Consider the following 20,490-nt stretch of genomic DNA (forward strand, 5'->3'; position numbering starts at 1 on the left):
GCAATGCGGGTTTTGGCCGCGATGAGCGGAGGAGTGGATTCGGCCGTCGCTGCGGCGCGTGCAGTCGACGCCGGGCACGACGTCGTCGGAGTGCACCTGGCTCTGTCAGCCAAACCGGGCACCCTGCGGACCGGCTCCCGCGGCTGCTGCACGATCGAAGACTCCCACGACGCCCGGCGGGCCGCCGACATCCTCGGGATCCCGTTCTACATCTGGGATTTCGCGGAGCGGTTCACCGAGGAGGTCGTGGAGACGTTCGTCGGCGAGTATGCCGCCGGCCGCACGCCGAATCCGTGCGTCACCTGCAACGAGAAGATCAAGTTCGAGGCGCTCCTCGAGAAAGCGATGGCGCTCGGCTTCGACGCTGTCGCGACAGGCCACTACGCACGTCTCTCCGTGGTCGACGGCGTGCCCGAGCTGCGACGCAGCGCGGACAGCGGCAAGGACCAGTCCTACGTGCTTGCCTCCCTGACCGCGGAGCAGCTCAGCCACGCCATGTTCCCTCTGGGCGGTTCGTGGAAGACCGACGTGCGGGCCGAGGCCGAGCGGCGGGGTCTGTCCGTCGCCAACAAGCCTGACAGCCACGACATCTGCTTCATCCCGGACGGTGACACCAAGAAGTTCTTGGAAAACCGACTCGGACAGCGGCCCGGCGAGCTCGTGGACGCCGAAACCGGCGCGGTGCTCGGCCGGCACACCGGGGTCCACGGATTTACCGTCGGCCAGCGCAAGGGCCTGGGGATCGACGCTCCGGCGCCTGATGGCCGCCCTCGATACGTCCTGTCGCTCGAGCCCGTGTCCGGTTCCGTCAAGGTCGGTTCCGCAGCCGGGCTCGGGGTCCGGGTGATCGAGGCCGATCGCGCGATCTGGCCCAGCGGCCGGGCGTTGACCGGGCCGACTGAATGCGTCGTCCAGGTCAGGGCCCACGGAGGCATCGTCGAGGCAGTGGCCGACGTCGATTCCGACGCTATGACGGTGCAGCTGCGTGAACCGCTGCGCGGAGTGGCTCCGGGCCAGGTCGTCGTGCTCTACCGGCCGGACGACGAGGGCGGGGACATCGTCCTGGGCAGCGCGAAGATCTCGGGCACGCGCTGAGCGTGGAGCAATCCCGTGCGTCGCGCGTTCAGCTCGCCAGCCGGTCGGAATGCATCGACGGTGGCGTGGACGTGTGCATGAGGCCGGCGGGTGTAGCGACGTTCAGAGTGCCATCAGGTGCGACGTCGTAATCCCAGTTGGGCTGGTTCTTCAGCCTGCGATGGCGCGCGCAATACGTCACCGGCCGGCTCGAGGGCTCGTTGGCCTCGCCCCGCGCCGGGGTCGCGTCGACCGCGCAGTTCTGCGCAGGACGGGTGCATCCAGGCTGCCGGCACTCGCGGTCTCTGACCCGGATGAACTCGTCGTGCGCCGGGTCCAGCGGGTACCGCGTCGGCGACAGCTCGGTCACCTCGCCGGTGCGCGGGTCGGTGAGCACTCGTCGCAGCGTCGCGTCGGATCCGCCGATGATGCGGCGGGCCACTGACGCCGCCACAGGGCCTCGGCCCGCCAAGACAGCCGGGAGGTCGTTCATGCCGGTGTATGTGCCCAGGTCGACGTGCAGGAACACCTCGGCACGCTCGTTCGGGCCGCCGGTACCGCTGAGCAACAGGTCCATCGCCACGTCCGCTCTGAGCTGATCCAGCGTCCGTGACTCGTCCGGGGTCTTCAGCGCGCGAGCAGCCTGATCGATCCGTGCGTACGCCGCGCTGGCCTTCTCGGTGGGTGCGTTGTTGACCGACAGGCTCGTCACGCCAGTGTCTTGGTGGTGCAAAGCCAGCCGCCTCTCGACAAAGCTGCGTTCGGTGCGTTGTGCGGCGCCTTCGGGATCCACTTTCGCCGCCGCGTAGGCCGCCGCCCGGCGAACCTGGGTCGCGTTCCGGTCAGGAACCCGGTCCTCGAGCGTCGCATCGACGACACGTGCGTGGTCTTTCGACAGCCATGAGGTGGCGTCGGTGACCTTCATGGCGCGATAGAGGTCGAGCCTGCCGTCGTCCATGAGGTTGAGCATGCGAGGAAGCCGGGCGATCAGCGCGTTCGCCGCCGAAACCATTGTGGCGGCACGGTGTTCTGTTATGGACAGGGCCAACGCCACTTCGGAAGCCGCGCTGGGCGCCCGTCTCCGGCGCACGCTCAGATTCGCGATCGCCCGTAGCTGCAGCGCTTGCAGCTTGGAAATCTCGGCGTCGGTGACGCGGATGAGGTCGACGACCTGCTCATCCTTCATATGCTGCAACGTATCCGGCTCGGAGCGGAGCGCTCTGAGGGCAGCGGGGAGCTTGTCGTCGGCGTCGCCGGCTTGCTGGGCAAGGTTGCGCAGCGGTTGTGTAGATGACATGAACCCGACCGTACGGGTCTCCGCAAGAAATGTCACCGAGGTTCGCGGGAATGGGTGGCGAAAGGGAGCGAACGGTCCTTTCGCGCCCTTCGCGACTTGACTAACTCGAATTGATTGGGAATGGTTCGCGTGCGCGGCCGTGTGGGGCCGCCGATCCGGAGGAGGTGCTGTTGAGCCAGTGTCCAATGTGGATAGTTTGCTGTCGGCGAACGCTGGAGGCCGTCGGCACTCAGAGCTTGAGCTTGAACCCCGTGTGGCTCGGAACGAAGCCGAGGCGCTCGTAGAACCGGTGTGCTCCGGTCCTGGACACGTCCGAGGTGAGCTGGACCAATGCGCATCCGCGTCGCCGGGACTCGTCGATCGCCCAGCGCATGAGGTCGGCGCCCAGCCCGGAACCCCGGTGGTCGGCGTGGATCCGGACGGCTTCGATCTGGCCGCGGAGCGCGCCGCGCCGGGCGAGGCCGGGGATGATCGTCAGCTGCAACGTCCCGACCGGCTTGTCGTCGGAAGCCGCGACCATCAGAAGCTGCTGCGGATCCGCCTCGATTTCCGCGAAAGCCCGCAGGTAGGGCTCGAGGTCTTCCGGGTCGTCCCGGGTCGCGCCGAGCTGGTCGTCCGCCAGCATGCGCACAATCGCCTCGACGTCGTCGCGGCGTGCCTTGCGGATGGTGTAGTCGGTCACGGCGTGAGTATCACAGGGTGCGGCTGAAACCTTGGTAGCTGTGCTCGAACCCGAAACGCGCGTAGAAGTCTCGCAGGTCGGCGCGGGCGAGGCCGGAATCGAGGTGGAGCCGGGTGCATCCGCGTCGCCGAGCTTCGTCGATGCCCCAGGTCAGGAGCGCGCTGGTCACACCACGACGGGCGGCGCGGATGCCTTCGAGCAGGCCACGAGTCGCCCCGTCCCACGCGAGTCCCCGCAACACCGTGAGTTGCGCGGTGCCGGCGACGCCGTTGTCGTCTTCGGCGACGACCAGCGTGACGTGCGGGGTGGCCATGAGCTCCCGGAGTGCGGCTGCCAGCGGCTCGCCCGGTGCGCCGAACAGGCGCACGAGCGCCTCGATGTCCGTCGCCCTGGCACGTCTGATGACATCCATTTCACCCAGTATGCAGGAAGCCGTTCGGGTGACGTATCTGCTACGACGTGGCTACCCGCGGTGTGCGACGCCGGTCAGGAAGTCGCGTAGTGCCGAACGCCTTCGACGGTCTGGGCCGTCAGTTTGCCCTGGGAGACCAACAGGTCGAGGTGGGCGGCCGTCTCGAGGACCGCGAGCATCTGGTTGAACGCGTCCATTTCGGACAGTTTGCTGTTGCGGCGGGTCCAGCCGATCCGGTGTGCGGCTTCGGACGCCGTGGTCGCGCCGGCGACGATTTGCGAGCCGATCGTCTCGAGACGCTGCCGGTGGTGTTCCAGCAGCTCGTCGATGCGCGTGTGCACACTTTGCGACACGGGACCGTGCGCGGGAAGCATGCGGCGGTCCGGCATCGCGCGCACCAGGCGCAGGGAGCCGAGGAAGTCGTTGAGCGGCAGTTCCGCCGGCACCGGCTGGAAGCCGATCGAGGGGGTGATGTGCGGGAGCACGTGGTCGCCGGAGAACAGGAGATCGGCGGTGTCGTCGACGAAGACGACATGGCCGGCGGTGTGTCCTGGAGTGGCGACGACGTCGAACTCCCGTCCAGGGAGGATCGGGCGCCGCCCCGGGGTCAGCCACTCGTCGGGCGCCTCCCAGAGATCGGCTTCGGTGTGGCGCCGGTTCGCTCCGAACTCGCGGGCCAGCGCTTCGACGACATCGCCGGCGCCGGCCCGGAACAGCAGATCGACCTGGGCTTCCATCGGCAGCCGGTCCGGGTTGCCGGAAACCTTGAGCGACGGCTCTTCGTCCTGGCCCAGGGCGATCTTCGAGCCGAATTCGCGGCGGAGGACGACAGCCTGCGAATAGTGGTCGCGGTGCACGTGGGTCACCAGGAACTCGCTGACGTCGGCCAGTTGCGCGCCGATCCCGCCGAGCGCGTTCGCGAGTTGCTCCCGGGCCACGGTCAACGCCCAGCCCGAATCCACCAGGACGAGCTTCTCGCCGTCGGTGACCGCGTAGACGTTGACCGCGCGGAGACCGTCATTGGGCAGCGGCAACGGGATCCGGTAGACGCCGGCGGAGACCTCGTAGATTCCGGGCTCGGTCCAGTTCCTGTCGCTGCTTTCCGGCAACGGTTCCACGGTGACCTCCGTCCCGGCGAGACTCCGTCGTCCCGGCCTTTCTTCACCCTGAGCCGTGCCGGGCCCGCTGTCCACCTGGAGGGGCTGAGACGCCGGTCACTCGCTCAGTTGGTGTCCTGCTTCAGGGCGGTGTCGATCGTGAGGGCGGCGGCGACCACCATGCTGGCAAGGGGATCCGGCAGCGGGTGGGGGATCTCGACGACGTAGTTGTCGGCGGTGGTGAAGGCGGCCTTGATGAACCCGCCCCACGTCTTGGTCACCCGCGCGACCTCGTTCTCGGCGTGGTCCCGGATCGAGAAGTTCCAGGCGCGCCAGTTCTCGGCGAAGATCCCGCCGACCGTGCGACCGTCGACCACGAAGCCGAAGCGGATCTTCCCGAAGACGTTCTCCTGAACGATCTCGCCGATCGGCGTCTCGTCGGCCCGCGTGACGAGGAAGCGCGACTTGAAGACCTTGGCGGGCCGGGTCACCTTGAGCACGGTGCTGTGGTTGGCGTCGCGGACCTCGAACTTGTGGGTCAGGAACTGGTCGTAGTTGGTCAGCAGCCGGATCGCCTTCTTCAGCGTGCTCTGGCCGACCTCGACGACGCCGCCGATGCGGTTGCCGTGCTGGTCGAAGACGCCGAACTCGTTGGCCATCTCGATCAGCTTGGCGCGTTGGTTGACCACCAGAACCGGCTCGGTGAAGAGAGTCCCGCCGCCGGTGCGCCCGGTGCCCCGGCCGCGCGTCGCGCGGTTGACCTGGTTCTGGATCCGCGACGGGTCGTGGGCCCGCTCGATGTCCAGCTCGATCGGCTCGGAGTCGCTCGCGGGCGGGGCCTGGTGGGCCGGTCGGGTGTTGGCTGTCCACGCCTGGCCGTCCCACCAGCGGTGCAGACGGGGGTCCCGCGCGTCGGGATACCAGCCCGGTTGCGGTGGCGAACTCGTCATGGCGGGTGAGCCTATCCGCGCGGACCCCTGAGCGGTGCCGGTAAAGGCAAATGCGGCGAATGTCTGCATCCGGGCGGGCCGCTGCGGCAGCCCGGTCGGCGCCGTCGGCGGGTGGTCGACCAGAATCGGGGGTCGTGAGTGAGCGAGTTTGGCCCAGAGGCGCCGCGACGGCGATCGGTTCGATGCCGGGCACGGACCCCGCGGAAGCGGCGGCGATCGTGTTCGGCGAGCTGCCGGACTTCCCGCACCTGCCCGAGCTGCCGGCTCGCGGCGTCGGCGCGGACATGCTCGGCCGCACGGCCGCACTGCTGGTGGACCTGGCCGTCGAGGTCGTGCCGAGCGGCTATCGCGTGACTGGGCGGCCGGGGCACGAGCACCGCCGGGCCGTCGACCTGCTTCGCTGGGATCTCGACGCCGTGCAGGAGGCTCGTGAGAAGGCCGGAGCCACGCCGCCGGTCTTCAAGATCCAGCTGGCCGGCCCGTGGACACTGGGTGCCGGGATCGAGTTGCCCCGAGGACATCGGGTACTCACCGACCACGGCGCCCTGCGGGACTTCACGTCGTCTCTGCTGGACGGTCTCGCCGGACACGTCGCCGAGGTTCAGGCCAGGACCGGCGCGCCCGTGGTCGTCCAGTTCGACGAGCCGTCGTTGCCCGCGGTGCTCGCGGGCGGCCTGTCGACGCCCTCCGGCTACGGGAACGTCGCGGCGGTGCCGGAACCCGAGGCCCGTGACCTGCTTTCGACGATGATCGACGGGGCGAAGGGGATCACCGGACAGCCGGTGATCGTGCACTGCTGCGCCGCGAAACCGCCGCTCGGCCTGCTGCGCGAAGCCGGCGCGGACGCCGTGGCCTTCGACCTCGCCGCGCTCGACGGCGCCTCCGCCGAGTTCCTCGACGAGATCGGCGAAGTCTGGGACGGCGGAGCGACTCTTTTCCTCGGCGCGGTCCCGTCGACGGCGCCCGCGTCCCGCCTGGCCCTGAAGGACGTCGGCGAGCCCGCGTTCCGGCTGGCCGATCGGCTCGGCTTCAACCGCGGTGTCCTCGCCGAGCGGGCGGTGCCGACCCCTGCCTGTGGCCTCGCCGGCGCCACGCCGGAATGGATGCGGCGTGCCTTGTCCCTGACGCGCGACCTCGGCAAGGCCTTCGTGGAGCCTCCCGAAGGCTGGTGACGGAATCCGGCAACTCGCCGACGTCCGCCCGGCCTGGCAAGTAGCGTGTCGGGGTAGCCGACCGAACGAGGACCACCCGTAACCATGCGCCTGTTCCGCCGCAAGACCGCCGCCGCCGACCCGCCTGACCCGCGCACCGCGTGGCCCGAGCAGCACGTGCCGGCGGACCCCGCGGCCGCGGCGGAGGCGTTCTGGCACGGCTGGTACGACCTGCTCCCGATGGTCAGCGCGGCGCTCGGCGAAGGCGAGCCGCACCGGGTCGAGCACGAGCTCTGCCAGCTGGTCGAGGCGTTGCACCCGCGGCTGCACTTCTCGCTCGAACGTGGTCGTCAGGCGATCTACGCCCTGGTCGTGACGGGTCAGGAGGATCCGGAAGTCCGCCCGTTCACCGACGCGTGGCGGGCCGCCGCGCCGCCGGACGACGCGATCTGGGAGTACCACGACTCCGTGCCGCCGGTGCCCGACCCGACCGAGGTGACCGTGAACCTCGGCGAGCACCGGATCGCGCTGGCCGACGTCCGGGTCGTCGCGCAGGTCGACGAGGACGAGCGCGTGGTCGACGTCGCCGTCTTCCACCCCGGTTTCGGTGACCTCGACGAAGCCGCCCGGCAGGCCATGACCTTCCTGCCCCTCGACGCGACATTGGGTGAACGACTCGCCGCCGAACGGTTACGGCGCGTAGAGACCGCGGAGGCCGAGCCGACCGGGGCGATCACCCTTCTGGAGTTCCGTGAACTGGTCCGCGAGCTGGGCCGCGGACCCGACGAAAATGTCGGTGCCGCCGACTAGGGTTACCACCCGTGAGCAGCACCGAACTTCCCCAGGACCAAGTTGCGGCGGTCGACGCCCCGGTGGCCGCGGAGGACGTCGCCGACGTCCCGGCCGACGTGCGCGAGCGCCACAGTGCCCTCGCCGAGGAAGTGCGCGATCACCAGTACCGCTACTACGTCCTGGACTCGCCGATCATCTCCGACGGGCAGTTCGACGAGCTGCTGGGCGAACTGCAGCGGATCGAGGACGAGCACCCCGCCCTGGTCACGCCCGAGTCGCCGACCCAGCGGGTCGGTGGCACGTTCTCGACCGACTTCACCCCGTACGACCACCTCGAGCGCATGCTCAGCCTGGACAACGTGTTCGACCAGGACGAGTTCCTGGCGTGGCTGGAGCGCGTCGAGAAGGAGGTCGGGCGCACCGAATTCCTCGCCGAGCTGAAGATCGACGGCCTGGCGATCAACCTCCTGTACGAAAACGGCCACCTGACCCGGGGGCTCACCCGGGGCGACGGCCGCACCGGTGACGACGTCACGCTCAACGTCCGCACGCTCGACCAGGTGCCGCAGACGCTGACCGGCACCGACCAGTTCCCGGTACCCGCCCTGGTCGAGGTCCGTGGCGAGGTCTACTTCCGCGTCGAGGACTTCCTCGAGTTGAACGCGAAGATGGTTGAAGCCGGCAAACCGCCGTACGCGAATCCGCGCAACACGGCGGCCGGCTCGCTGCGGCAGAAGGACCCCAGGATCACCCGCGAGCGGCGGCTGCGGCTGATCTGCCACGGGCTCGGCAAGCGCGAGGGCTTCGAGCCACAGCGTCAGTCGGAGGCGTACGACGCGCTGGCCGCGTGGGGCCTGCCGGTCTCCCCGTACAGCAAGGTGCTTACGACGGCGGACGAGCTCACCGAGCACATCGCCTACTGGGGCGAGCACCGGCACGACGCCGAGCACGAGATCGACGGCGTCGTGATCAAGGTCGACCAGGTCGCGCTGCAGCGCCGGCTGGGCACGACGTCACGCGCGCCGCGGTGGGCGATCGCGTACAAGTACCCGCCGGAAGAGGCGATCACCACACTGCTGGACATCCAGGTCGGCGTCGGGCGGACCGGCCGCGTCACGCCGTTCGCGGTCACCGAGCCGGTCACGGTCGCGGGGTCGACCGTCGCGCGCGCCACCCTCCACAACCAGGAGGAGGTCAAGCGCAAAGGCGTGCTCATCGGCGACCGGATCGTCATCCGGAAGGCCGGTGACGTCATCCCCGAGGTCCTCGGGCCGGTCGTCGACGCGCGCACGGGCGACGAGCGCGAGTTCGTCATGCCCACCCATTGCCCGGAATGCGGCACGGAGCTCGCCTACCAGAAGGAAGGCGACAAGGACATCCGCTGCCCGAACACGCGGTTCTGCCCCGCGCAGCTGCGGGAGCGGCTCTTCCACCTCGCCGGGCGCGGCGCTTTCGACATCGAGGTCCTCGGCTACGAGGCCGCGGTCGCGTTGCTGGACGCGCGGGTGGTCGCCGACGAGGGCGACGTTTTCGACCTGAACGAGGACAGCCTCGCCGAGGTGGAGCTCTTCCGGACCAAGGCCGGAGAGTTGTCGGCGAACGCGCGAAAGCTGCTCGCCAACCTCGACGTCGCCAAGGACCGGCCGTTGTGGAAGGTGCTGGTCGCGCTGTCGATCCGGCACGTGGGGCCGACCGCGGCACAGGCGCTGGCGCGCGAGTTCGGCTCGATCGAGCGCATCGAGCAGGCGAGCGAGGAGGAGCTGGCGGACGTCGACGGCGTCGGCCCGACCATCGCGCACGCGACGCAGGAGTGGTTCGAGGTCGGCTGGCACCGGGAGATCGTCGAAAAGTGGCGACGCGCCGGCGTGCGGATGGAGGAGGAGCGCGACGAGTCGATCCCGCGCAACCTCGAAGGCTTGTCGATCGTCGTGACCGGCTCGCTCGACGGCTTCTCCCGCGACGAGGCCAAGGAGGTCATCATGGCCCGCGGCGGCAAGGCCGCCGGGTCGGTCTCGAAGAAGACCGCGTTCGTCGTCGTCGGCGACTCGCCTGGTTCGAAATACGACAAGGCGGTTCAGCTGAAGGTGCCGGTGCTCGACGAAGCCGGCTTCCGCGTCCTGCTGGAGCGGGGCCCTGAGGCGGCGCGGGAGGTGGCGCTGCCGGCCGGCGACGAGACCGCCGAAGACGAGACTGGGGGAACGGATGGGTGACGTCGAGATCCGGCCGCCGCGGCCCGAGGAGTACGCCGCGGCGGGCGAAGTCACGGTGCAGGCCTACGAGGTCGATGGTCATTTGGCCGGCGACGTCGGGTACGACGCGGAACTGCGGGACATCGCGCGGCGCGTCGAGCTGGCCGAGGTCCTGGTCGCTGTCGACGGCTCCGGCGACGTGGTCGGCACGGTGACCGTCGTGCTGCCTGGTTCGGCTTATGCCGAGATCTCACGTCCGGGCGAGCTGGAATTCCGGATGCTCGCTGTCGCGCCGACGGCGCGTGGCCAGGGGATCGGTGAGGCGTTGACCAAGGCCGTCCTCGATCGCGCGCGGGCGCTGGGCGTTCACCGGGTCGTGCTGAGCAGTCTCGCCGGGATGCGCAGCGCGCACCGGCTCTACGAGCGCCTCGGGTTCGCGCGGCTGGCCGAGCGGGACTGGCGACCGTTTCCGCACATCAGCTTGATCGCCTACCAAATAGACGTCTGACCTGCGCGTTGTCGAAACTCGGCCCCGCGCGTCAGCCGTCGAGGACGACGGCGACGATGCCGGCGAGGTGGGCGAGTCGCGCGACTTCGGCGGCGCGGAAGGCCGGCCCGCCCGGGCGGGCGACCAGCAGCGCCTTACCGGGCTTGCCGAGCGGCGTCGCCGCCAGCTCGGTGCCGAGCTCTTGCCACGTCTCCGGGATCCAGGCTTCCTCGCCGTCGAGCACTGTCGCGCGCTCGAGCGGCAGCCACGGCAGGTCGGTGATCGCGGTCTCCGGGGCGGCGCTCGACGACGCCAGCCGGATGGCGCCGGTTTCGGCGTGTTCGACGACCATCGCCCAGCCGGCGCGCACGATGCGGGGCACGCCCTCGGCCAGGATGTCGAGCCCGGACTTCGGCTGCGCGGCGATCTCTTCGACGAGTTCGAGCTCGCGGTGGGTGTCCAGGACGCCCGCGTAGGGACGGACTGCGTCCACTTCGACGCCTTCGACGCTTTCCGCGGCCGTGATGAGCGCATCGGGCAGACGGCCCGACGGGAGCTCGACCACGAGGTCGTCCACCGCGACCCCGGTGCCGCGCTCGACGACGTCCACGCTGAGGATGTCGGCGCCTACCGTGCCGAGCGCCGTGGCGACCGCGCCGAGGGTCCCCGGGCTGTCCGGAAGGAGGACCCGGATCAGGAACGACACCACGCGCCCCTCTCGCCTCTGGCGTCCCAGCCTTGCCGTGGGACGCTTGATGCCGGTCGCCGATTGTGACAGACCCACCCGGTGTGCGGGACCCGCTGTCCGCCGGGCGGGACGCGAGCGTCGCCGGACGGCACCCGGCCTGCGCCGGGCGTAACCCAGTCGAGTCGTCCGGCGTCGTCACCATAGACTTGCAGCTTCCGAGACAACCCGCACAGCACAACCCGGGAGTCACCCGCGTGCCCAACATTTCCCGAGACGAGGTCGCGCACCTCGCGAAGCTGGCCAGGCTGGCCGTGACCGACGACGAGCTCGACGTCTTCGCCGGCCAGCTCGACCAGATCCTGGACTCGGTGGCCAAGGTGAGCGAGGTCGCCGCCGACGACGTGCCGCCGACGTCGCACGCCGTGCCGCTGACGAACGTTTTCCGACAGGACGTCGTCCGCCCCGGGCTCACGCAGCAGCAGGCGCTGGCCGGGGCGCCGGCCGCCGAAGAGGGCCGCTTCCGGGTGCCGCGGATTCTGGGGGAAGAGCAGTGACCGAGCTCATCAAGCTGACCGCCGCGGAGCTGGCGGAGAAGATCCACTCGCGCGAGGTGTCCGCGGTCGAGGTCACGCAGGCCCACCTGGACCGGATCGCCGAGGTCGACGACCACGTCCACGCGTTCCTGCACGTCGACACCGAAGGCGCGCTGGCCGCGGCCAAGGCCGTCGACGAGGGCATCGCGGGGGGCAACGAGCCGGCGTCGCCGCTGGCCGGCGTGCCGCTCGCGCTCAAGGACGTCCTCACCACCGAGGGCATCCCGACGACGTGTGGTTCGAAAACGCTCGAAGGCTGGATCCCGCCGTACGACGCGACCGTGACGCGCAAGCTGCGCGAAGCCGGCGTCGTCATTCTCGGCAAGACCAACATGGACGAGTTCGCCATGGGGTCGTCGACCGAGAACTCGGCGTACGGCCCGACGCACAACCCGTGGGACCACGCCCGCATCCCGGGCGGGTCGGGCGGTGGCTCGTCCGCGTCGATCGCGGCCTTCGAAGCCGCCATCGCCATCGGGACCGACACCGGTGGGTCGATCCGGCAGCCCGGGTCCGTCACCGGCACCGTCGGCGTCAAGCCGACCTACGGTGGCGTGTCGCGGTACGGCCTGGTCGCGTTTTCGTCGTCGCTCGACCAGGCGGGTCCCTGCGCGCGGACGGTGCTCGACGCCGCCCTGCTGCACGAGGTCATCGCCGGTCACGACCCGATGGACTCGACGTCCATCGACGCGCCGGTGCCGCCCGTGGTCGCCGCGGCCCGGCAGGGCATGACCGGTGACCTCAAGGGCGTCAAGGTCGGCGTCGTGAAGGAGTTCGGTGGCGAGGGCTACCAGCCGGGCGTGGAGCGGTCGTTCCAAGCCGCGGTCGAGCAGCTGCGTGCGCTCGGGGCCGAGGTCGTCGAGGTCTCTTGTCCGCATTTCGTCTACGCGCTGCCCGCTTACTACCTGATCGCGCCGAGTGAGGCCTCGTCGAACCTCGCCCGGTTCGACGCCATGCGCTACGGCCTGCGCGTCGCCGACGACGGCACGCACAGCGCCGAAGAGGTCATGTCGCTCACCCGCGAGAAGGGCTTCGGCGCCGAGGTCAAGCGGCGGATCATGCTCGGCACCTACGCGTTGTCGTCCGGCTACTACGACGCCTACTACGGCTCGGCGCAGAAGGTGCGCACGCTGATCACGCGTGACTTCGCCGCCGCGTTCGAAAAGGTCGATGTCCTCGTTTCGCCCACGACGCCGACCACGGCGTTCAAGATCGGCGAGCGCGTCGACGACCCGATGGCGATGTACCTCGCCGACCTGTGCACGATCCCGTCGAACCTCGCCGGCAACGCCGCGATGAGCGTGCCGAGCGGGCTGTCCGACGAGGACGGCCTGCCGGTCGGCCTGCAGATCATGGCCCCGGCGCTCGCCGACGACCGGCTCTACCGGGTCGGCGCCGCCTACGAGGCCGCGCGTGACGCCGCCGCCGGCGGGGCGCTCATCCACAAGGTCCCGGAGCTGGGAGGAACGAAGTGACTGCCGTGGCCGAGTTGATGGACTACGCCGACGTCATCGAGCGGTTCGACCCGGTGCTCGGGCTCGAGGTGCACGTCGAGCTCAACACGAACACGAAGATGTTCTGCGGCTGCGCCAACGAGTTCGGCGGCGAGCCGAACACGAAGGTCTGCCCGACCTGCCTCGGCCTGCCGGGCGCGCTGCCGGTCGTCAACGGCAAGGCCGTCGAGGGTGCGATCCGGATCGGTCTCGCGCTGAACTGCGAGATCGCCGAGTGGTGCCGGTTCGCCCGGAAGAACTACTTCTACCCGGACATGCCGAAGAACTTCCAGACGTCGCAGTACGACGAGCCGATCGCCTTCAACGGCTACCTCGACGTCACGCTCGACGACGGCGAGGTCGTGCGCGTGGAGATCGAGCGCGCGCACATGGAAGAGGACACCGGCAAGTCGCTGCACGTCGGTGGCGCCACCGGCCGGATCCACGGTGCCGAGCACTCGCTGCTCGACTACAACCGCGCGGGCGTGCCGCTGATCGAGATCGTCACCAAGCCGATCGAGGGCACCGGCGAGCGGGCTCCCGAGGTTGCGCGGGCGTACGTGACGGCCCTGCGTGACCTGCTTCGCGCGCTCGACGTGTCCGACGTCCGCATGGACCAGGGCTCGCTGCGGTGCGACGCGAACGTTTCGCTGATGGCGAAGGACGCGACCGAGTTCGGCACGCGTACCGAGACGAAGAACGTCAACTCGCTGCGCAGCGTCGAGCGCGCCGTTCGCTACGAGATGACGCGGCAGGCGGCGATCCTCGCCGAGGGCGGTTCGATCAAGCAGGAGACGCGGCACTTCCAGGAGGCCGACGGCACGACCTCGTCGGGCCGGACGAAGGAGACCGCCGAGGACTACCGGTACTTCCCGGAGCCCGACCTGGTCCCGATCGCGCCGGCGCGCGAGTGGGTCGAGGAGCTGCGCGGCACGCTGCCGGAGATGCCATCCGAGCGGCGGAAGCGGATCCAGCAGGAGTGGTCGCTTTCCGACGAAGCCCTGCGTGACCTGCTGAACGTCGGTGCCGTCGACCTCGTCGCGGCCACGGTCGAAGCCGGCGCGTCGCCGGACGAGGCGCGCGGCTGGTGGGTCAACACGCTGGCTCAGGAGGCGAACGCGCGCGAGGTCGAGCTGGCGGACCTGGCGATCACGCCGAAGCAGGTGGCCGAGGTCATCGGGCTGGTGTCGTCCGGTGAGCTGACGAACAAGCTCGCCAAGGAGGTCGTCCAGGGCGTGCTCGCCGGCGAGGGCGAGCCGCGTGATGTCGTCGAGAAGCGGGGGCTGAAGGTCGTCTCGGACGACTCGGCGCTGTTGTCGGCGATCGACGACGCCCTCGCGGCGCAGCCGGACGTCGCGGACAAGATCCGCGGCGGCAAGGTCGCCGCGGCCGGTGCGATCGTCGGCGCGGTCATGAAGGCGACCAAGGGGCAGGCCGACGCCAAGCGCGTGCGCGAGCTCATCATCGAGCGCGTCGGTTCCTGACGTTGTCGTCGTTTTCCGTCAAGAGCGTCACCTGGCGCGAGTGGCTCGGCCTGGCGGCCGGGCTGCTCGCGCTGGGCTCGACGTTCCTGCCGTGGATCACGCTGATCGCCAACAAGCCGGACATCGAAGTCATTCTCACGACGTTGCCGCACAGCGACGTCGTCCGGGACGCGTGGCATTCGGGCTTCTTCGCGTGGTGCCCGCCGCTGCCGTTGCTGCTGGCCGGTCTGGCCGTGGTCGCCTTCGGGCGAATCCGGAAGGCGCGGGTCGGCGGCCTGCCGCACTTGTGGCTGGTGGTCGCCGCGGCGGCGCTGCTGCTGATGGTGCTCGGCTGGTTCACGCTGGACTGGGAGTTCGACGCCGACCAGCGCGGCATCTTCGACGCCGCCGGGATCGCCATCGAGCCGGGCTTCGGCCGGCTCCTCGGGCTGTTCGCCGCGGTCGTTTCGGGTGTGGTCGCTTTTCTGGACGTGCGGGCGGCGCGGGCTGAAAGCCGGCAGCCGCGGAAGCGCGAGCCTCGCAGCAAGAGCCGCTGACCCGTCTGGGCGCTGGAAGCCCTTTCTGCTGAGAACACACGGATCGCTGGGCGGCCGTCGGTGACCGTCGGTGGTTGAGTCGTCCGTTCCGGTTGAGGCCCGCGGTGACATCGTTGACATCGCGTCTCGTCGTTGCATGAGAAAGCGCTTTCTGAGACGGTCGAAGTCGGGCGGTGAGAGGTACAGCCGCCCAGGAACTTCGAGTGGGCACTGCGGAGTCGCCGGCCGAATGGCGCGTGGGCCGGGTCGGCGGGGGCTCGGGGAGACGAACGCGCCGCGTGGACGTGGGGCGAAAGAGGCCGTCCTGAGAGGACTTGTCGCCGAGGTGGCGCGGCAAGGCCGGGTGTCTGCGCGCGGAAGGTGTTGCCGAGGAGGGAGGTCCGGGGTGGCTCAGGGAAAGCGCTTGCGGGTTGCCGTCGTCGGGGCTGGGGCGATCGCGGACAGCCATCGCAAGGCCTATGAGGCCCACCGCGATGACGTCGACCTGGTGGGCGTCGCGGATGTCGATGAGGGGCGGGCCGTTGCGTTGTGCGCGGCGACCGACCATGCCAAGCCGTATCAGGACCTCGGTACGTTGCTTGCCGAGCAGGAACCCGACCTCGTTTCGATCTGCACGCCGCCAGGGTTGCATGTCGAGCAGACCAAGGAGGCCCTGGAAAGCGGTGCCTGGGTCTGGTGTGAGAAGCCGCCTTGTCGTTCGCTTGCCGAGTACGACGAGATGACGTCCGTCGAACGGGACGGCGGTCCCTACGCCTCCTTCGTGTACCAGCAGCGGTCCGGGTCGTCTGCCGAACGCTTTCGGCAGCTGCTCGCCCGAGGTGCGCTGGGGCGTCCCCTTGTCGCGCATTGTCAGACCACCTGGTATCGCGACGCCGGCTACTACGCGGTCCCGTGGCGGGGGCGGTGGGAGACCGAAGGGGGCGGGCCCGCGATGGGGCACGGCATCCACCAGATGGACCTGCTGCTCCACCTGCTCTCCGGCGACGTGAACGCCGCCGGCGAGTGGGCCGAAGTCCAGGCGATGACCGCGCGGCTCGTGCACGACGTCGAGACCGAGGACGTCTCCACCGCGCTTGTCCGGTTCGAGTCGGGGGCGCTGGCGACTGTCGTCAACAGTGTCCTCTCGCCGGACGAAGTCAGCCGGATCCGGATCGACTGCGAGCTCGCCACCGTGGAGCTCACGCACCTCTACGGGTACGTTGCCGAAAACTGGCGATACACCCACCTGACCAGCGCGAAGAGCGAACTGCAGGAGGACGTCGGCAGCTCGCACGCCGCCGCGTTGAAGCCTGTTTTGGACGCTTTTCGAGCCAAGCGGCGGCCGCCCTGCAGCGGGGCTGACGGGCGGCGGGTGCTCGAGTTCGTCGCCTCGCTGTACAAGGCCGCCTTCACCGGGCAGAGCGTGCGGCGCGGGGAGATCGGTCCCGGCGACCCCTTCTACCGCACGATGTCGGGAGGCGAGGCGCGATGAGCGAGGCCATCACCGTCACCCACCGGCACGGCGACCGCGTGATCGTCGAAGCCGCCGGGGTTCAGCTGATGTCCTATGTGTACAAGCCCGACCCCGTCGCCTACGAGTCCCGCAAGCCCTACACCCACCCGCTGCGCACCCTTCGCGGGCGGCGCGTCAGCGGATACCGGCCCGCCGACCACCGGTGGCACAAGGGCCTGCAGATGACGTCCAGCCACCTGTCCGGCCAGAACTTCTGGGGCGGCCACACCTACGTCCCCGGTGACTGGTACCAGGACCTGCCCGATCGCATCGGCTCGATGCGGCACGACGGGTTCGCCGGCTTCACCGTCGACGGCGACCGGCTGACCTTCGCCGAACGGCTCACCTGGGTCGCCAACCGCGGCGACGAGTGGGCGCGTGAGCGGCGGGACATCGTCGTCCACTCCGTCGAGCCCGACGAGGGTGCCTGGGCCATCGACTGGGGCATCGAGCTGACCAACGTCCGCGACGTCCCGCTCGTGTTCGGCAGCCCGACCACCGCCGGCCGCGAGCAGGCCGGGTACACCGGCCTGCACTGGCGAGGCCCGCGCGACTTCAGCGGCGGGCGCGTTCTCGGGCCCGGTGACCTCGGCGGCGACGCCATGATGGGCGCGCAGGCGCCGTGGCTGGCGTTCGTCGGCGAGCACGACGACGTCGACGCGCACTCGACGCTGGTCTTCGCCCATTCGCCGGAAAACGACGACGCGATCCACGAGTCGCACTGGTTCGTCCGTTCCAAGGACACGCCCATGGTCGCCTTCTCGTGGGCGTTCTTCGAAGAGTTCGCCCTGCCGCCGGGGGAGAGCTTCACCTACCGCTACCGGGTCGTGGTCGCCGACGGCGCATGGGACCGCGATCAGGTGACCCGCTACCTCGACAGGCACGGATGGTCATGAACGAATTCCCGCTACCGGGCGGCGTCGGCGTTTCGCACCTGCGTGCCTACGGCTGGGAGGCCGAGGACGGCGTCTGCGGCGGCAGCCCGCACCTGCACCTCGCCTGCACCGAGGCCTACATCGTCACCGGCGGCCAGGGCGCCGTCCAGACGCTGAGCGTCGACGGCTACGCGGAGACGCCGCTCGAAGCCGGCGTGATCGCGTGGTTCGCGCCGGGGACCGTCCACCGGATGGTGCAGGGCGACGGCCTGCGCGTCACCGTCCTCATGCAGAACAGTGGCCTGCCCGAGGCAGGCGACGCCGTGTTCACTTTTCCGCCCGATGTACTTGCCGACCCGGCCGCATATGCCGAGGCCGCCGCGTTGCCGAATAATGACGACACGGCGAAAAGGCGTCGTGACCTGGCCATTCGCGGATACCTGCCGCTCCGGGAGGCGCTGCGGGACGGCGACGCCGAACCGTTGCGCGCGTTCCACCGGGCGGCCGTCGCGCTCGTGTCGCCGAAAATCGGAGACTGGGTGCCGCGCTGGGAGGCCGGAGCGCTCAAGGCCGCCGAGCTGACCGGCGCGCACCTCAAGGCCCTCGCCGACGGCGACGGGAGCCACCTCGACCGGTCGGGTGTCCGGGTCGCGACGCCGTCGAACCCGGACGGCTACGGCATGTGCGGGCGCCGCGCGGAATACGACATCCCGGGTGTCACCTCGCCGTCCGGCGGGGACGCCCTCGACCAGGAAGGCCGCCAGCGATGAACCAGACGAGCATCGGCGTGCTGCTCAACGGCGTCACCGGCCGGATGGGCTACCGGCAGCACCTGCTGCGGTCGGTGCTGGCCATCCGCGAACAAGGCGGTGTCGAACTTTCCGACGGCTCCCGCGTGCAGCTCGAACCGGTCCTCGCCGGGCGCAACGCGGCGAAGCTGAAGGACCTGGCCGATCGGCACGGCTTGACCGCGTGGACGACGGACGTCGAATCCGCGCTGGGTGATGTCCAGATCTACTTCGACGCCCAGCTGACGTCGGCGCGCGAGCCGTCGGTGCGGGCCGCGATCGCCGCGGGCAAGCACGTCTACGCCGAGAAGCCGCTGGCCGAGTCGCTGGCGTCGGCGCTGGAACTGGCCGGTCTCGCGCGGGACGCCGGGATCTGCCACGGCGTCGTGCACGACAAGCTGTTCCTCCCCGGCCTGCGCAAACTGCAGCGGCTCGTCAAAGGTGGGTTCTTCGGACGAATCCTGTCGGTGCGCGGTGAGTTCGGCTACTGGGTCTTCGAGGGCGACTGGCAGGAAGCGCAGCGGCCGAGCTGGAACTACCGCGCCGAAGACGGCGGCGGGATCGTGCTCGACATGTTCTGCCACTGGAACTACGTCCTGGAGAACCTCTTCGGCCGCGTATCGGCTGTGACCGCGAAAGCGACCACGCACATCCCGCGCCGGTGGGACGAGCAGGGGGAGCCGTACGCGGCGACGGCCGACGATGCCGCGTATGGCATTTTCGAGCTCGAATCGGGAGCTATCGCGCAGATCAACTCGTCGTGGTCCACGCGGGTGTTCCGCGACGAGCTGGTCGAGTTCCAGGTCGACGGCACCGAGGGCAGCGCCGTAGCCGGATTGCGACGATGCCGCGTCCAGCACCGGTCCGCGACGCCCAAGCCGGTCTGGAACCCCGACCTCCCGGCCACCGAGCCGTTCCGCGACCAGTGGCAAGAAGTGCCGGACAACACCGAGTTCGACAACGGCTTCAAGGCCCAGTGGGAGGAGTTCGTCCGGGACGTCGTCGCCGGGCGGCCGCACCGGTACGACTTCTTCTCGGCCGCGCGCGGGTTGCAGCTCGCCGAAGCCGGGCTGGCGTCGTCGGCCGAGGGACGGCGGGTGGAGCTGAAGCCGCTGACTTAGCCGCCGGCGTGGCTGCCCGGGTCAGTCCTTGCCGTTGCCGCCGCCGGAGGTTGCCGGTGTGATCAGGACCACGCGGTCGTCGCTCGAGACCGGCTTGCCGCCGTCCTTGTTGACCGTGCCGGCCACCGCCATCTGCGGGTTGATCATGCTCATCCCGGCGAGCCGCCCGAACGTCTCCGGTGGCTTGCCGGTCTTGCCGTCCAGGCTGACGGTCGGCTTGCCGCTGACCGCGCCTTCGGCCGTCACCGGCAGGTTCTGCAGGTTCCCGGCCAGCGACATGCCGACCGAGACCGAGCCGTTCGCGTCGACGAAGTCCGCGCAGCCCGCGACGCCCGGCTTGTCCTGCCACGTCCACGCCGGCGTCGTGAGCGGCTGGCCGGCCTGTACGCGGTAGATGGCGTCCTTGTCGGCGAGCCGGTCGGTGACCCAGACGCGGCCGCCGTCGGCGGAGGCGCACAGCCCGCCCGGGGCGTGCAGTCCGGCCGCGACCGCCAGGGACCCCTTCGGATTGCCCGACGCGGCCTTGCCGGACGTGTCGATCCGCAGCACCTTCCCGGCGAGGGAGCTGGGGTCGGCGGCGGCGTTCGGGTTGCCCGCGTCGCCGGTCGCGACGAGCAGCGCGCCGCGGTTGTCCGTGCTGATCGTGCCGCGGTTGCCGGTCGCGCCCTTGGGGATGCCGGTGAGCACCGGCTTCGCCGCCTGGCCCTTCGCGAACCGCACGACGCGGTTGTCCGTCGCCGTGGTCACATAAGCGAACACGAGCTGGTCCTCGACGTACGACGGCGAGAGCGCGAGGCCGGTCAGGCCGCCGTCACCGTCCGCTTGGACGTCGAGCTTCGCGAAGTCCGTGGCGTCCTTGCCCGCCGTCGCGAGCAGCACGCGGCCGCTCTTGCGCTCGCCCGCCAGCGCGCTCGGCGTGGAGCCGTCGCCCGGCAGGCCGGCGACCGCGGCGACGGTGTCCAGGCAGGTCGCGATCACCGACTGGTTGAAGTCCTTGCAGCCCTGGGGCGGTGGCACCGGCGTGGCCTGGCCGGGACGCACCTGCTTGCCGTCGCCGCCGGAGTCCGAGCCGGGGCCCTGGACCTCGGGCGGCGACTCGGGGCTGGGGACGGGCGCGGGGCTGAACGTCTGGCCCGCCGCGGTGTCGTCGAACCGCGCGCACCCGGCGGGCAGCAGGACGCCGCAGGCCAAGATCGCCAGCAGGGCCGAGCGGTACCGGGTTCGCATGATTCCCCAGCCTAGGGCCAGGTGCGTGAACCATGGGTGAGTACTCCTGGATTACGTTGGGG

At 70.0% G+C, this 20,490-nt stretch carries 20 protein-coding genes; 13 read left to right on the plus strand and 7 right to left on the minus strand.

What is annotated here, in order from left to right; all coding sequences use genetic code 11:
- The first annotated feature begins 3 nt into the window (after positions 1-3).
- A complete protein-coding gene (mnmA, locus tag ACYVLJ_RS38700) occupies positions 4-1,095 on the plus strand; it encodes a tRNA 2-thiouridine(34) synthase MnmA (RefSeq protein ID WP_460442385.1) in 1,092 nt (363 codons plus the stop codon).
- 28 nt (positions 1,096-1,123) lie between these two features.
- Here mnmA and ACYVLJ_RS38705 read toward each other — a convergent pair whose 3' ends face one another.
- From ACYVLJ_RS38705 to ACYVLJ_RS38725, 5 genes are all read right to left on the minus strand, one after another.
- Positions 1,124-2,371 carry a 13E12 repeat family protein gene (locus ACYVLJ_RS38705; RefSeq protein WP_460442386.1) on the minus strand — a complete coding sequence of 416 codons (1,248 nt, stop codon included), beginning with the start codon at positions 2,369-2,371 and terminating at the stop codon, positions 1,124-1,126.
- Positions 2,372-2,600: 229 nt separating this feature from the next.
- Entirely contained in the window at positions 2,601-3,053 is a 453-nt protein-coding gene (locus ACYVLJ_RS38710; protein ID WP_460442387.1) for a GNAT family N-acetyltransferase, read from the minus strand.
- A gap of 10 nt (positions 3,054-3,063) precedes the next feature.
- Complete coding sequence (locus ACYVLJ_RS38715) at positions 3,064-3,465, minus strand: GNAT family N-acetyltransferase (protein ID WP_451979498.1); 402 nt, start codon at positions 3,463-3,465, stop codon at positions 3,064-3,066.
- A gap of 74 nt (positions 3,466-3,539) precedes the next feature.
- Entirely contained in the window at positions 3,540-4,583 is a 1,044-nt protein-coding gene (locus ACYVLJ_RS38720) for an MBL fold metallo-hydrolase (RefSeq protein ID WP_460442388.1), read from the minus strand.
- A 104-nt stretch (positions 4,584-4,687) separates the two neighbouring features.
- Positions 4,688-5,512 carry a phospholipid scramblase-related protein gene (locus tag ACYVLJ_RS38725; RefSeq protein WP_460442389.1) on the minus strand — a complete coding sequence of 275 codons (825 nt, stop codon included), beginning with the start codon at positions 5,510-5,512 and terminating at the stop codon, positions 4,688-4,690.
- Between the two features lie 134 nt (positions 5,513-5,646).
- Between ACYVLJ_RS38725 and ACYVLJ_RS38730 the strand changes: the two genes are divergently transcribed.
- From ACYVLJ_RS38730 to ACYVLJ_RS38745, 4 genes are all read left to right on the plus strand, one after another.
- Entirely contained in the window at positions 5,647-6,684 is a 1,038-nt protein-coding gene (locus tag ACYVLJ_RS38730) for a methionine synthase (RefSeq protein ID WP_460442390.1), read from the plus strand.
- Positions 6,685-6,768: 84 nt separating this feature from the next.
- Positions 6,769-7,473 carry a hypothetical protein gene (locus tag ACYVLJ_RS38735; RefSeq protein WP_460442391.1) on the plus strand — a complete coding sequence of 235 codons (705 nt, stop codon included), beginning with the start codon at positions 6,769-6,771 and terminating at the stop codon, positions 7,471-7,473.
- Between the two features lie 11 nt (positions 7,474-7,484).
- A complete protein-coding gene (gene ligA / locus ACYVLJ_RS38740) occupies positions 7,485-9,665 on the plus strand; it encodes an NAD-dependent DNA ligase LigA (RefSeq protein WP_460442392.1) in 2,181 nt (726 codons plus the stop codon).
- The gene (locus ACYVLJ_RS38745; protein WP_460442393.1) at positions 9,658-10,152 is read left to right on the plus strand and encodes a GNAT family N-acetyltransferase; all 495 of its coding nucleotides are present in this window, start codon (positions 9,658-9,660) and stop codon (positions 10,150-10,152) included. The genes ligA and ACYVLJ_RS38745 overlap by 8 nt, the downstream gene beginning before the upstream one ends.
- Before the next feature lie 31 nt (positions 10,153-10,183).
- Here ACYVLJ_RS38745 and ACYVLJ_RS38750 read toward each other — a convergent pair whose 3' ends face one another.
- A complete protein-coding gene (locus tag ACYVLJ_RS38750; protein WP_451979519.1) occupies positions 10,184-10,837 on the minus strand; it encodes an ACT domain-containing protein in 654 nt (217 codons plus the stop codon).
- Between the two features lie 236 nt (positions 10,838-11,073).
- Here ACYVLJ_RS38750 and gatC point away from each other — a divergent pair, with 236 nt between their 5' ends.
- The 8 genes from gatC (at position 11,074) to ACYVLJ_RS38790 (ending at position 19,201) form a co-directional block, all read left to right on the plus strand.
- The gene (gene gatC / locus ACYVLJ_RS38755; protein WP_451979522.1) at positions 11,074-11,373 is read left to right on the plus strand and encodes an Asp-tRNA(Asn)/Glu-tRNA(Gln) amidotransferase subunit GatC; all 300 of its coding nucleotides are present in this window, start codon (positions 11,074-11,076) and stop codon (positions 11,371-11,373) included.
- Entirely contained in the window at positions 11,370-12,887 is a 1,518-nt protein-coding gene (gene gatA / locus ACYVLJ_RS38760; protein WP_460442394.1) for an Asp-tRNA(Asn)/Glu-tRNA(Gln) amidotransferase subunit GatA, read from the plus strand. The genes gatC and gatA overlap by 4 nt, the downstream gene beginning before the upstream one ends.
- Entirely contained in the window at positions 12,884-14,389 is a 1,506-nt protein-coding gene (gatB, locus tag ACYVLJ_RS38765) for an Asp-tRNA(Asn)/Glu-tRNA(Gln) amidotransferase subunit GatB (RefSeq protein ID WP_451979528.1), read from the plus strand. The genes gatA and gatB overlap by 4 nt, the downstream gene beginning before the upstream one ends.
- A 2-nt stretch (positions 14,390-14,391) precedes the next feature.
- Complete coding sequence (locus ACYVLJ_RS38770; RefSeq protein WP_460442395.1) at positions 14,392-14,925, plus strand: hypothetical protein; 534 nt, start codon at positions 14,392-14,394, stop codon at positions 14,923-14,925.
- 385 nt (positions 14,926-15,310) lie between these two features.
- Positions 15,311-16,396: a Gfo/Idh/MocA family protein gene (locus tag ACYVLJ_RS38775; RefSeq protein ID WP_460442396.1), complete on the plus strand. Its 1,086-nt coding sequence runs from the start codon at positions 15,311-15,313 to the stop codon at positions 16,394-16,396.
- Positions 16,393-17,313, plus strand: a complete 921-nt coding sequence (locus tag ACYVLJ_RS38780; protein WP_460442397.1) for a DUF6807 domain-containing protein — start codon at positions 16,393-16,395, stop codon at positions 17,311-17,313. Before ACYVLJ_RS38775 ends, ACYVLJ_RS38780 begins: the two co-directional genes overlap by 4 nt.
- A complete protein-coding gene (locus ACYVLJ_RS38785) occupies positions 17,310-18,062 on the plus strand; it encodes a cupin (RefSeq protein WP_460442398.1) in 753 nt (250 codons plus the stop codon). Before ACYVLJ_RS38780 ends, ACYVLJ_RS38785 begins: the two co-directional genes overlap by 4 nt.
- Positions 18,059-19,201, plus strand: coding sequence for a Gfo/Idh/MocA family protein (locus ACYVLJ_RS38790; RefSeq protein WP_460442399.1), 1,143 nt, complete (start codon positions 18,059-18,061; stop codon positions 19,199-19,201). The genes ACYVLJ_RS38785 and ACYVLJ_RS38790 overlap by 4 nt, the downstream gene beginning before the upstream one ends.
- Before the next feature lie 21 nt (positions 19,202-19,222).
- Here the strand turns inward: ACYVLJ_RS38790 and ACYVLJ_RS38795 are convergent, their stop codons facing one another.
- Entirely contained in the window at positions 19,223-20,428 is a 1,206-nt protein-coding gene (locus ACYVLJ_RS38795; protein WP_460442400.1) for a PQQ-dependent sugar dehydrogenase, read from the minus strand.
- Positions 20,429-20,490 lie beyond the last annotated feature (62 nt).

Source organism: Amycolatopsis stemonae (assembly GCF_054781455.1).